The 13,478-nt window shown below is 34.9% G+C and carries 9 protein-coding genes; 7 read left to right on the forward strand and 2 right to left on the reverse strand.

What is annotated here, in order from left to right; genetic code table 11:
• Positions 1 to 321 precede the first annotated feature (321 nt).
• Positions 322 to 990 carry a hypothetical protein gene (locus tag H0X48_02825; GenBank protein MBA3954226.1) on the forward strand — a complete coding sequence of 223 codons (669 nt, stop codon included), beginning with the start codon at positions 322 to 324 and terminating at the stop codon, positions 988 to 990.
• Between the two features lie 86 nt (positions 991 to 1,076).
• A complete protein-coding gene (locus tag H0X48_02830) occupies positions 1,077 to 2,630 on the forward strand; it encodes an ATP-binding protein (GenBank protein ID MBA3954227.1) in 1,554 nt (517 codons plus the stop codon).
• A gap of 47 nt (positions 2,631 to 2,677) precedes the next feature.
• Here the strand turns inward: H0X48_02830 and H0X48_02835 are convergent, their stop codons facing one another.
• Together H0X48_02835 and H0X48_02840 are read right to left on the reverse strand one after the other, a co-directional pair.
• Complete coding sequence (locus H0X48_02835; GenBank protein MBA3954228.1) at positions 2,678 to 3,640, reverse strand: hypothetical protein; 963 nt, start codon at positions 3,638 to 3,640, stop codon at positions 2,678 to 2,680.
• Positions 3,641 to 3,824: 184 nt separating this feature from the next.
• Positions 3,825 to 6,479 carry an insulinase family protein gene (locus tag H0X48_02840; protein ID MBA3954229.1) on the reverse strand — a complete coding sequence of 885 codons (2,655 nt, stop codon included), beginning with the start codon at positions 6,477 to 6,479 and terminating at the stop codon, positions 3,825 to 3,827.
• A 119-nt stretch (positions 6,480 to 6,598) separates the two neighbouring features.
• Between H0X48_02840 and H0X48_02845 the strand changes: the two genes are divergently transcribed.
• The 5 genes from H0X48_02845 to H0X48_02865 all read left to right on the forward strand — a co-directional run bounded on the left by H0X48_02845 (position 6,599) and on the right by H0X48_02865 (position 13,420).
• On the forward strand, positions 6,599 to 7,759 hold the full coding sequence (locus H0X48_02845) for a ComEC/Rec2 family competence protein (protein ID MBA3954230.1): 1,161 nt from the start codon (positions 6,599 to 6,601) through the stop codon (positions 7,757 to 7,759).
• A 51-nt stretch (positions 7,760 to 7,810) separates the two neighbouring features.
• The gene (locus H0X48_02850; protein ID MBA3954231.1) at positions 7,811 to 9,199 is read left to right on the forward strand and encodes a hypothetical protein; all 1,389 of its coding nucleotides are present in this window, start codon (positions 7,811 to 7,813) and stop codon (positions 9,197 to 9,199) included.
• A gap of 212 nt (positions 9,200 to 9,411) precedes the next feature.
• Positions 9,412 to 9,999 carry a uracil-DNA glycosylase gene (locus H0X48_02855; protein MBA3954232.1) on the forward strand — a complete coding sequence of 196 codons (588 nt, stop codon included), beginning with the start codon at positions 9,412 to 9,414 and terminating at the stop codon, positions 9,997 to 9,999.
• 569 nt (positions 10,000 to 10,568) lie between these two features.
• Positions 10,569 to 11,639: a transcription termination factor NusA gene (gene nusA / locus H0X48_02860; protein ID MBA3954233.1), complete on the forward strand. Its 1,071-nt coding sequence runs from the start codon at positions 10,569 to 10,571 to the stop codon at positions 11,637 to 11,639.
• Between the two features lie 23 nt (positions 11,640 to 11,662).
• Positions 11,663 to 13,420 carry a translation initiation factor IF-2 gene (locus H0X48_02865; GenBank protein MBA3954234.1) on the forward strand — a complete coding sequence of 586 codons (1,758 nt, stop codon included), beginning with the start codon at positions 11,663 to 11,665 and terminating at the stop codon, positions 13,418 to 13,420.
• Positions 13,421 to 13,478: the final 58 nt, after the last annotated feature.

Raw genomic sequence — 13,478 nt, forward strand, 5'->3', positions numbered from 1 at the left:
ATAATTATTCAGGGATGAAATTTTTCATAAACTAAAGTATAGAGAGCTCCGGAGATTTTCAATACTGGTGCTAATTCTAGTAGTTTAGTATACTTATATAGTTTATTAAACTCCCTTCATGTACAAAATTTAGGATGTGCTATGAAAATACTTACTCACCTCTTCTAAAATATAGCTAAAGCGACTTGTGCGTTTTGCTTATTCCTTTACTATTCATTTTTATCTACCATTTACACACTATTGTTAAAAGTGTAACTATTCAAAGTTCACTATAATCCTCTGCTCGTTTTTATATGAGCAAGCGTATCTACAGGAGTTCTTATGACAAAATATATATTTTCAGCCATATTACTAGCACTAGTAGTCACAGGAGGAGTTATGTTAATGCCTTACTTAAAAGCACAACCCTACGGAACTGTGATCATTCTTAATGGTCCTTCTGCTGCCGGAAAAACCTCTATACAAAAAGAATTTCAGTATCTTATGATGCCAAACCTATGGGTAAAGCTTGGTATTGATAGTTTGTTTGATGGACCAATGCCAACTATTACTATTGAAAATCTCACTTTTTGGCAAAAAGAAAATCCTATTCGTTGGGTTGAGACAAGTAAAGATAAAGATGATAATACAGTTATTTCTTTGCATATTGGAGAGCAAGGCGAAAAAGCTGCCCAAGGCATGAATAGCGCCATTGCTGCTTATGCTAAAACAGGCTGTAATGTTATCGTTGACTATATTGCTTACAAAAAAGAGTGGCTAGATGATTTACGTAGTAAGCTCAGTGGTATTAAAACACATTGGGTTAAAATCGAAATACCACTAGCTACTTTAGAAGAACGAGAAGTTGCTCGCGGAACATCACCTAAAGGTCATGCACGAAGTCACTATGATACAGTTCATTGGGATATACTTTATGATTTTGCTATCAGTTCTGATAAAGAAAGCGCCGTTGACTGCGCAAAGAAAATTAAAAGCACTTTTAAACTTTAACTAAAGTACTAACAATTTAAAGTATTTTTGTTACTGTTGGTATAAGTAAGCTTTAAAACAGTTAACAATCTAAAGAAAGAGTAGTAATGAAGTATTTACCAACAGATGTTAGTAGTTTCAAGGTTATGAGAACCCAAAACTACCTGTATGTGGATAAAACTAAAGACATTTATGACCTCTTTAGTGGTGGCTCTCGTTATTACTTTCTTTCACGGCCACGACGTTTTGGTAAATCTCTTTTAGTATCAACACTCAAAGAATTATTTTCTGGCAATAAAGAGCTCTTTAATGGTTTATGGATAAGCACAAGCAATTATGATTGGCAAAAATACCCCGTTATTCATTTAGACTTTTCAATTATTGATCATGAGACTACTCAAGAGCTTAAATTGAGCATAGATTGGGCATTAGATGAAATTGCTCGAAACTATAACTTAGATATTTCAAAAGCGCCTACATCCGGTGCTAAATTAGTGTTGCTTATTCGTGAGCTCTCTAAAATAAATAAAGTAGTAATTCTTATTGATGAATATGATAAACCATTACTCGATCATCTTCATGATATAAAACGAGCACGAGCACAACGAGCAGCTCTTAAAAGATTTTTTGATGTGCTTAAAGGAATGGACGACTACTTGCGTGCTGTTTTTATTACGGGAGTAAGTAAGTTTTCTAAAACTTCTCTCTTTTCAGGTATAAATAATCTTAATGATATTTCATTGAAACCAGAAAGCGCTACACTTTTAGGCTATACGCAAGAAGAGCTTGAAACCTATTTTATGCCTTATATCCAAGAGATTGCTCAAAGCACTAAAAAAGAAGAATCACACATACTAAAAGATATAAAAATTTGGTACAACGGTTATAGATTTACCAGAGAAAATAAAAAAGTGTATAATCCATTTTCTGTGCTTTATTACCTAAAAGACAAAGACTTAGAAAATTATTGGTTTGAATCAGGAACGCCCTCATTTTTGATTCAGCTTTTAAAAGAGCAGTTCGTTGCTTTAAAAGATTTGAAAGAACTTGAAGTAACACGTGATACCTTAGGCACTTTTGAAATTGAAAATATTCCTCTTACCCCTTTGCTTTTTCAAGCGGGCTATCTTACAATCTCAGATTACAATTCTGATACTAAACGCTTTAAGCTTAATTACCCTAACTATGAAGTTGAAGAATCTTTTAAGAAATATTTAATAGCAACTCTTACTTATAACCAATCAGCCACTGTTGACACAGCTCTTATTCACTTAGTTAAAGCTCTAGAAAACAATCAAATTGATATATTTTGTGAAATACTAAAAAACCTATTTGCTCATATTCCTTACTTACTTCACATAAAAAAAGAGAGTTACTATCATTCATTATTTCAATTTCTTTTTAGCTTGCTATCACTTGAAGCCCAGTCAGAGATTATGACCAATCAAGGTCGAATAGATATGGCTCTTATTACAAAAACACATGTATATATTTTTGAGTTAAAAATTGAAATAAGCGCTCAGAAAGCTCTCGATCAAATAAAAGAACGTAAATATTATGAGCGCTATAATCATTTGAATAAAAATATAATACTTATTGGACTAAGCTTTATAGGCAAAACTAAGCTTTCTCTGGATTATATTTATGAGCAATTAAATTAAAAGAGCTCGAATTAACGAGCTCTTTTTTGTCTTTTATAAACTAAACTTTAGTTAAATGTATGCTGAGCAATAAGATTAAGAATATCTGCTGGTAATTTACTAACGTGATCTGCTTTAGCTTCTTTGTTATCACTTTGGAGTAATTTTACTAATAATGTGCGATTTTTTAAGCATCTATAAGCAATTATTTCCTTTAAAAATTCTGCTACCTCTTGTTTAGGCTCTATAGTTTCAGGAGCAACCCTACCTCCCCTATTACAAGGACGTAAAGCAGCGCTTAAAATGGCCCAGTCGTTATTTTCCTTTATAAGTACAGGAGCTCCTGCTTGCAATAGTAGTTCAACTGCTTTTTTATTGCCTACATAAGCAGCCCAATAAAGAGGAGTGTTATATTGAGGATCAACTATACTACTAGAACCAGGAACAGCAATCATAGCTTCTAATACAGGCTCCATTGTCTTTGATTCATGACTAATTACCTTATATAAAATTTTTTGCTTATGACGTGGATGCATATAATCGGTTATGCGAGCACCTGCTTTTAAAAGGCGCATTATATAATGTATCCGATTATTCTTTTCTTCAATGTATGCTCCTACTCCACGATCTATCGCTTCTAAGTCTATTAGTTTGTCTACAACAAACGCAAGTGGCGAAACACCGAATTTGTCTGGTAAGTTAACATCCACATGAGCATCAATAAGTGCGTCAAATAAAGGTCGATGTTCTAAACGATTAGTATTGATAATCAAATTAAGAAGTATAAAGCCTTCAGGACGACTAGAATCGTGTACAATTCTATTTGGGTTAGCACCGCCTTGTAATGCGTTTATTGCTAAACTTATATTAGCTGGTTCAAAAATTCCACCTGCTACAGCATCTTTAAGTTGCTGATCATAATAGATTTGATTAGCAGACTCTGAACCAAATATAAAAAAATTCTTGGTATAATCCATGCCATGAGAGCATAAAGTAGTAGTTAATGCTAATAAATAAATATATTTTTTCATGTTATCCTCTAACTATTATTGTTTTTTATTACTTATATTAATTTAATAATATAGTTTGAATTTGTCAAATGATAAGCATTATTTCTCAGTACTTACCCTAACTTGAGACTTATTAAAACAAACAAGCCAGGATGTTGGGATATCCTGGCTTGTTTGTTAGCTTTAAACGTATATAAATAAAGTATTAAATGCGACCAATACGAATTTTCGCAAGTTTTTTGCTATTTAAATATTTACGGACAGTAGTTTGCATTTCTTCTAATGTCACTGCAGAAAGAGTCTGAGCACGTGTATCAAAGTAATCAGCAGGCATCTGATAAGTATCTTTAAATAATAACGTAGCTGCAATGTGATAATTAGAGGCAAAATTATCTACAAGCGAGTTAACAACTGCTCGTTGAGCTTCTTCAAACTCAGTTTGCGTTACCGTATCAATTGCTGTATCAATTACATTTTCTATAGCTTTTTCAGCTTCTTTAAGCCTATCATTTGATACAATGGTTTTTACCATAATCATACCTGGTTGCTTGTCTACACGTGCAAGTAGAGAGCCACCAATAGTATAAAATAAGCCTGAACGTTCACGCAAATCAAATAAACGAGAACTCATAGAGCCTAAAATACCACCAGTAAATATCTGATCAAATAACAGTAATTTGTCAAAATCTGGGTTGCTTCTGCTAATTGAAAGACCAACATACAGTAAAACAACCTGATCACGTACTATAGGATAATTAATCTCATGAGCAACTACAGTTTCAAGATTTGAAAAGTCTAAATCTTTTACTTCAGGGCCTTGCCATGTAGACAACATTTCCTCAAGCACTTTTTTAAGATCGTATCTATCAAGATTACCTACAATAACCATACGAGCGGCCTTGGGGCTTATATTGGCTTTATAAAACGAGATAAGATCATCACGTGTTATCTTTTGTATACTTTCTAATGTGCCTAGGCTGTTTTTATGATACGGATGCTGTTTGTAGACAACTTCACGCGCAAGGACACTGGCAAATTGTGCCGGACTATCCCAGTAATAATTAATCTCAGCAACCATTTGAGCGCGTACTTTTTCTATTGCTTGAGGATCAAACAGAGCATTTGAAAGAACTTCATTTAAAAGCTCTAATCCTTTAGGCAAATCTACAGCTAGCATGCTTAAGGTCATTTGTCCTGCATTACTATCAAGCGTCATACCATACGAATCAAGTACATTAGCAAACTCTATTGCTGAGTAGTTTTTAGTACCTTCATTGAGCATATGTGCTACAAACATACCAAGCCCCTGAAGATCTTCTGGGTCATAATAATGTTTGGCTTTAAAATCAACGATAATATCTATTTTTGGCAAATAAGCATTGTCATAGTAAAGCACTTTAAGACCATTGCTTAGATGTAAATTATGAGATGTAGGGAACTTAAATGGCTTAGGTTGATGTACTTCTATAGTATAAACGCATTTACCTTCTTCTACTTCTGCTTGACGTGTTCTGCCAGCCAGTATTTGGCTATCTTCTTGATCGGAAATATCTTGCAACTCATGCCAACGAGGTTTGTCTCGCTCAGCAATGGGCAATACTTTACCTTGATGCATACTGCTTGGTCTTAAATAATTTCCTATAAAATCAACTACTTCTTGAGCTAAATGTTCTTTAGGATAATCAGTATAGGTATAAATATAATTTTCGTTACCTGTAGCTAAAAAGTATTTACCAATACCATACGCTTGCTTATGATTATTTTCTAGAAGTGCTAAGTAGTCTACTTCTGTTTTTTTAACAGCACGCATAACTTCATCTTGGGTAATACCAGAAGCTACTACTTGAGCAAGTTCTTGATTAATAATAGCTATAATAGTATCTATATCTTCTTTGTTTTTAGGCTGAAAGTGTATAAAAAATACTCCATAATCAAAAAGATCATAATTAAAAGCTTGTAGTTCAGTTACCAATTCAAGCTCGTCAACTAACTTTTTATACAGACGAGAACTTTTACCTGCTCCTAAAATACACGACACAATATCAATAAGATAGTCTACTGCTTTACGAGCACCAGGAATTATCCAACCTACTATAACTATAGGCTGTGTGATATCACGGTAAATAGCTACTTCATAATTTTTTAAATCAGGTGAATGGTAGTACTGTTCACGAACATAACCCTGAGCTGTTGGGATATTTCCAAATGCTTTATGAGCTTTTTCAAAAACCTCTTGTGCTTCAACATCGCCCACCACTACTAAAGTAGCATTATTAGGCACATAATGATGCTCGTAGAATGCTACCAAATTATCTCGATTTAAGCTCCACAGATCTTGCTTATAACCAATAATGGGATGATGATACGGATGATCAGGAAAAATAGCAGAGATCATAAGCTCAATTACACTTGAAGCATAATCATCTTTGTACATCTTAAGTTCTTGAATAACTGCTTTAAGCTCAGAGTTTAAAAACTCTTCTTTAAAACTAGAACTGCGCATACAATCAGCCATTATAGGCAATGCTTCATGCCAATGTTGCGACGGAAAATCAAACAAATAACCGGTATAATCATACGACGTAAAGGCGTTACAAGAGCCTGACAATTTGTGTGTAATCATATTAATATCACACTCAGATAAGGTACCCGTTCCTTTAAAAATCATATGCTCTATAAGATGAGCTATACCTTTTTCACCAGTTTTTTCATCTTTTGATCCAACATTATACCATAATTGAGTTGATACTTTTGGAATGGTCTTACGGGGCATAACAAGTACTGTTAACCCGTTAGGGAGCACTTGCTTGAAAACGCGCGATGATGGCATAACAACCTCAGTAAATAAATTTTCTATCATATAATAAGTTTTTCTAAGTTTATAATAAGAAGCTCCAAAGAGCAACTTAGCATCTTTTGACAGTCTCTTTAAAATAACTTATAGTATTAATAATAAAATTTTTAAAACAGAAATAATTAATGAGTATAAAAACAGACAGATCAATGAGCTTTACAGATCGCATACATCCCCTACTTATAAGCACTCTTTTTTTTATTATGGGCATTATAGCAGCAGCTCATACTCTCTCTTTTGTTGCATTAAGCTTTTTAGTTGTTAGTGCTCTAGGCATTACACTACTTTTTAACCAGAATGGCAAAAGGGGTGCTTTATATTTAGCTTTTGTTATTATGCTCCCTTTCACTATAGGTTTTTGTCGGTACACACACGTAACACACAGTTACTTTACTGTTAAACAACTTATTACAGATAGGTCCTTTGATTGTACGGGCTGGGTAAGCGAAAACAGTAGTCAGTTAGATCAAAAGCGCTTTAAGCATAAGCTCACAGTAACGCTTACGAGTATTACGCTGCCCGATAAAACAGTGGTTAAAACTCCCTACACACTTACCTTTTATCTTTTACAAAAACCACTGTGTAAACCTGGCGATACGCTTAGTATTAAAAATATTACTATACAAGCTCCTAAGCTAAAGTTTGAACACTACTTACTTAAAGAATCGTCTTTGGGCACCTTGTTTTTGCCAAACATAGACTACACCTGTTTAAGCACGGCACCCTACAGTTTTGCACGTATTTCTGCTGATAATAAACAACGAGTGAGTACAGCACTTACTTACAAATTAAACAAGTTAACACATACGCTTTTTTGTACCATATTTTTAGGAACCAAACCCTCTAATACTCTTTATCTAACGAGCGTAAAAGAACTCTTTTCTTATTGGGGTATTATACATTATTTAGCACGATCAGGACTGCATGTGGCTTTAATTGTTATGATATGGAGCCTACTCCTCTGCTGGCTGCCACTGCCTTATTATTTTAAACAACTACTGCTTATGAGCTTAATAGGGCTTTACACTATTTTAACCTGGTCAAGCATTTCATTTATACGTGCTTTTGTAACCTTTCTGCTCTATAAATTTTGTATTTTCCATAGTCGACCTAGCCATGCTGTGCATATACTTACACTCACAACACTTGGTATACTTACCGCCAATCCCTTACAACTCTTTTTTTTAGATTTTCAGTTAAGCTTTGCTTTAACTTTTGCTTTAGCATGGTTTAATGAAATAAAAATATATTATAAAAATAGTAAAACTATTGAAGCGACAACATAAAGTAACCTACACTAAATGCAGGACACTTAGTTTTTTAAAGGGGACAAAAAAATGTTAACAGTCGTATTTCGTACAAAATTGGCACACTACTTTATTTTATTAACTATTTTTATACAAAGCTTTCACCATACTCTTGCAAATACATCCCTTAAGTCTCCGCTTGAACATTCAACAACTGCTATTTTTTATATGGCTGCGGACAATGATTTATATCCGTTTTCTGAACGCAATATACGGCAAATACGTGCAGTTATTGCCAAATTTGATGAACAAGCAAAAAAGAGACTTAAAATAGCTATTCACATAGATATGCATAGGCCAGGACAGCCTAAAATAACAAGACGCTATTATGTTGACAAACAACAGCTCGTACAAATTGGTAAAGATATGTCCATGGATAGTGGCGACCCACAAACACTGATAGATTGCTGTCGCTGGGCAATTGAAAGTTATCCTGCTGACAATTATGTACTCTTTTTATGGAATCATGGCCTTGGTATAATCGAGCCACCTATTAAGCATGCAATTAACCCTTCACAACTTTTTAAATTTAATGCAACAACCCGACTTGTAGAACTTAACCGTAGTGTGGGATTTTTAGACTATATTACCTCAACTGATAAGCCAAGCCAATCGCTTCAAAAACGGAGCATTTGCTTTGATGACACTACCGGTAATTATTTAACCAATCAAAAGCTTAAGTTCGCTCTTGAAACTGTTTATCACCGCTATTTACATAAAAAAAAGATAACTATATGTTGTGATGCTTGTCTTATGGCGATGATTGAAGTTATTAGTCCTCTTAAAGACTATGTTGATTACTTTATAAGCTCTCAAGAAGTAGAATTAGGTATGGGTTATGATTACACTCACGTTTTTACACCTTTTATTACCACAAGCCTTGATAAACGTGCTTTTGCAACTCATGTGGTATCTTCTTATCAACAAGCATATAACAAGATAACGCAAGATTATACCCAATCAGCAATCGATTTATCCCATTTTTCTGTTATTGATACCAAAGTAGATCAATTAGCCCGCTTACTTATTGAAGGCCTACAAAAACAAAAAAATAGATCCGTAAAAGAGACAATCAGGCTCAGTAAACATAAAAATCTGTGCACAAACTTTGATGAACCAACGTATATAGATTACGGCCATTTTGCAGCAAATATGCTGTTAAATATAGGCCGCTGTGAACTAAAAACTCAAAGCGAAACTCTCCATTTTAGGCAACAAGTAACCACAGTATTGCAACAAACACTAGAAGCTATACGAAGCAGTGTTATAGCTAATGCTACAGGTAAAAATCTAGCTCAAGCACAAGGCCTTTCTATTTATTTTCCTGAAAATCATATTCATACTTCATATCGTCAATCAGTTTTTGCAACAGAACAAACCCAGTGGTATAACTTTTTGACCCATTACTTAACACACTAATAACTCTTAAAGAGCAATAAGCATAGAGCTTTATTGCTCTTTAATTATATCTAACTTATACTTTGAAAAGCTTTATACACGTATATTTTGCGCAACATGCGCAACAAATAGACCTGTTGCACAACGCGCTACATTTTTATTTTTGCTCCAAAAGCAACACTCAAAAATGCAACATTATTACTCTAAATCATCAAAACGCAACAAATACACTTATGGAAACACAAAAAACTAAACAACAACTGCTTGATGACCTGTATGCCCCGTATCAAAAATGCCTACAATGCCCCTTAGGTTTTTTAGGACGTACTAATGTAGTTTTTGGCGAAGGCAATCCTAATACTAAGATACTTTTTGTAGGTGAAGCACCAGGGCGAGAAGAGGATGAACAAGCAAGACCCTTTGTAGGTCGTTCAGGCAAGCTCCTTAATAAAGCACTTGAGCTTGCAGGCATTGCTCGAGAAGATATCTATATAACTAATATAGTAAAATGTCGCCCTCCAGATAATCGAAAACCGCTGCCCATCGAGATAACCACGTGTACCAATATCTTGCTTATCAACCAAATTAAGATTATACAACCTGCTCTTATATGCCCTTTAGGTTCAGTTGCACTTACTACATTGCTTGGGTCAGATTATAAAATAACGCAAGCACGTGGCACAAGTATACAAAAAGAAAGCTTTTTAATTCTACCTGTATATCACCCTTCGTACGTACTACGCAATCAGAGCCTGATGCCTATTTTCTTTCAGGATATTAAAGCTATAAAAGATCAGTTAATTAAGTTAAGCTTGTCTTAAAAACAGCGTTAAAATTGCCAGTCAGCACTATTGGGGGTTCCAAAATTCACCCTGATAATCAAAAAATCGAGTTTTCAGGGTGAAACTATTTTTTTGAAAAAATTGTGGATAACTTGTGGATAACTTGTGAATGAAGCTCAAAAAATTGTGGATAACTTTTAAAAACCACTCCAAAACACTGATCAGCAACATGTTTTAAAAAGGGCATTTTCAAAGACCGCTCTAGATCGAGTTATTCAGACGAAAAAAAAAGTTATCCACAAGTTATCCACACTTCATTCACACTTCATTCACATTTTTTTGACATAGCCAATAAGCGCATTAGATCAGCTTATTGCTAGGTCAAAAACACGAGTTATCCACAAAAAGTGCCTTCACCTACTACTACTATATCTTACAGATATATTTAACTAGTAGTAGGTAACGAGCATAATTGCCACTTTTGCTTTAACAAGTTTCTTAAACGGGTTGTGGTAAAGAGTGCCTACTTCTTACTTCTCTTTTTTGAAAACCTATGGTACACTGGAATTTGAGCATCACTAGAGTTATATAATTATCCAAGGAATACTGTGAAACTGTCGCACGTAATAGACGAACTTTTTGAAGAAAGAGGACTTGATAGGACTGTTGTAAGTACTATCATTTCTGAAGGCATGCTTGCAGCTTATAAAAAAAAGTATCCTGATTTGCCTATAAGTGTAAACTACAACAAAAAAACTGATGAGATAGAAATATCAAGTCAAAAAGAAGTAGTTAACAGTGTAGAAGATGAAGATACACAAATAAGTTTGCGTAAAGCACGTGCTCTTACTGATTCAGCTGAGCTTGGTGCTAGTATTGATGTACCTTTTGAAAAGCCAATTGGTCGTATTGAGATTCTTAAAGCAAAACAAGTTATTGCTCAAAAAATCCGTTCTATTGAAGCAACTGCAGTATACGAAGAATTTAAATCTAAAGAAAACACTATTGTTCATGGCATTGTGCATAAGTGTGAACATAACGGTATTACCGTAAAGCTTCAAGATACTCTTGCTTTTTTGCCTAAGTCGCTTACTATACCCGGTGATAAATGCGTTATTGGTTATACTATTCGAGCATTGCTTAAAGAAGTTTTACCTGAACCTCGTAATGAAAATCAGCTTATTCTTGATCGTACTTCTACCGATTTTTTAAGGAAACTTTTTGAATTAGAAGTACCAGAAGTGTTTGAAAAGCTGGTTGAAATAAAAAAAGTAGTACGAGCTCCAGGATATAAATCAAAAATAATTGTTGTATCTCATGATAAAAATATTGATCCTGTCGGTACTCTTGTAGGAGTTGGAGGAGCACGTATAAAGCCCATACTACGTGAATTGGGTAGTGAAAAAATTGATATTATCGGCTTAAGCCGTTCGCTTGAAGATTTGGTTAAAGATGCGCTAAAGCCTGCAGAAGTTAATCGTGTTGACTTGATTGATAACAAAAATGCTGAAGTATGGTTGGATGAAGATCAACGATCAATAGCTATTGGTAAGATGGGTCAAAATATTGCTTTAGCTTCACAGCTTACTGGAATGAATATCCATTTGGTAAAAAGTGATTTAGATGATGAATCTCGCTCTTCTGCACGTGAATCTTATGACGAATCTTATGGTGAATAAAACGAATGTGCAGACTATAAAAAATGACTAAATTATCAGAAAAATCTCTCACTCAAACAACTACAAACCAAGCTGATGGAGCTATTCCCTTAGTGCCTATGACCGTAGCTGATTTTGCTCTAAAGGCTCAAAAGCCACTAAGCGAAGTTATTATGACGCTTCTCAGGCAAGGTGTTGTAGCTGCTAAAAATCAAGTAATAACAGAAAAAGTTGTTGCGCAACTTGCTCAAACTTATGAACTTGCTGTTGTACAACAAACTAAAACGAAACCTGAAGAAAGTGAGCTTGTTAAAACAAGTTCATCACAAGAAGGTACTTGGCAAGAACGTTTACCTATAGCAGTGGTTATAGGCCACGTAGATCATGGTAAAACTACTTTGCTTGATTTTATACGAAAAACACGTGTAGCAGCCAAAGAAAAAGGTGGCATTACTCAGCATTTAGGTGCTTACGAAGTAGCTACTGCTCATGGTAATATTGTGTTTTTAGACACTCCAGGACATGAAGCATTTTCTATGATGCGTGTTCGTGGTCTTAAAGTTGCTGATATTGCTATACTCGTAATAGCTGCTGATGATGGTGTTATGCCGCAAACAGTAGAAGCTATAAACAGAGCTAAAGCAGTAGGGCTTCCTATTATTGTTGCAGCAAATAAAATTGATAAAGCTACGCCTATGCAGCTAGAAACAGTTAAGCGTCAGCTTGCACAACATGATCTGTTACCTGAAGATTGGGGCGGTCAAACGGTGTGTATTCCTATTTCTGCTAAACTAGGTACGGGTATAGACGAATTGCTTGAAGTTATTTCTCTGCAAGCTCAGTTATTGGATCTTAAAGCTAATATTTCTGTTCCTGCTCAAGGGTATGTACTTGAATCAAAGCTTGAAAAAGGCCGTGGTCCTGTAGCAACAGTTATTTGCTTGCAAGGTGTACTTAACGTAGGAGATTATTTCTCTGCTGGCGCAACTGCTGGTAAAGTCAGCTCTCTTGTTGATTATCTAGGTACTCGTGTAAAAAGTGCTACCCCTGCAATGCCTGTGTCTGTTGCTGGTTTTGAGGCAATGCCTCAAGCAGGTGACATATTTCAAGTAGTTTCTCAAGGGACCCATAAAAAAGGTGCAACAGATGAGCAACTTGAGCAAGCTGTAGCGCTTAATCGTAAGAGATCTTCTACAGAAAATGCTATAAATATTTTAGTTAAAACAGATAATGCTTCATCTCGTGAAGCGTTGCTTAATTCTATAGACAAACTTTCAGGTAAATTACCACGCCAATTTTATATTGTATCTTCTGGCATTGGTAATATTAGTGAAAGTGATGTTGAATTAGCAGCAGATACTCATTCAACTATTTATGGCTTTCATGTTAAAACTTCACCTAATGCTCAAGAATTATTGCAGCGTCAGCGCGTGATAGTAAAACACTTTGATATAATCTATAAATTACTTGAAGATCTTGAAGCATTTGCTGAAGCTGGCAAACCAATAAAGATGGTTACCAAGAAAATAGGTGAAGCTAATGTATTAAAAGTATTTGATATCAAGGGCTTAGGTATTGTTGCTGGTGCCGTTGTGCGCACAGGTCGCTTTATTCGTGATGGTAAAGTAGTTGTATGGCGCGGTAAGCAAAAAGTTGGTGAAGGCTCTATAAAGGGTCTGCAACGTGATAAAAAATCAGTTAAAGAAGTGCATGCAGGTTTTGAGTGTGGATTCTTAGTTGATGGCTTTGATACTTGGTTACCTGATGACCGTGTAGAATGCTTTCAAGAGGTTCCTGCTTAATCTCTTGTATCTATTATTTTATAAATCTATAAAAAGAAGACTCTTTAAAACAGGGTCT

Source organism: Candidatus Dependentiae bacterium (assembly GCA_013821315.1).
Taxonomy (GTDB): Bacteria; Babelota; Babeliae; order Babelales; family Babelaceae; genus JACDHA01.

Bases quoted from the DNA above. Each gene is read 5' to 3' on its own strand.
- H0X48_02825 (MBA3954226.1), top strand. From the start codon at position 322: ATGACAAAATATATATTTTCAGCCATATTACTAGCACTAGTAGTCACA.
- H0X48_02830 (MBA3954227.1), top strand. From the start codon at position 1,077: ATGAAGTATTTACCAACAGATGTTAGTAGTTTCAAGGTTATGAGAACC.
- H0X48_02835 (MBA3954228.1), bottom strand. From the start codon at position 3,640: ATGAAAAAATATATTTATTTATTAGCATTAACTACTACTTTATGCTCT.
- H0X48_02840 (MBA3954229.1), bottom strand. From the start codon at position 6,479: ATGATAGAAAATTTATTTACTGAGGTTGTTATGCCATCATCGCGCGTT.
- H0X48_02845 (MBA3954230.1), top strand. From the start codon at position 6,599: ATGAGTATAAAAACAGACAGATCAATGAGCTTTACAGATCGCATACAT.
- H0X48_02850 (MBA3954231.1), top strand. From the start codon at position 7,811: ATGTTAACAGTCGTATTTCGTACAAAATTGGCACACTACTTTATTTTA.
- H0X48_02855 (MBA3954232.1), top strand. From the start codon at position 9,412: ATGGAAACACAAAAAACTAAACAACAACTGCTTGATGACCTGTATGCC.
- H0X48_02865 (MBA3954234.1), top strand. From the start codon at position 11,663: ATGACTAAATTATCAGAAAAATCTCTCACTCAAACAACTACAAACCAA.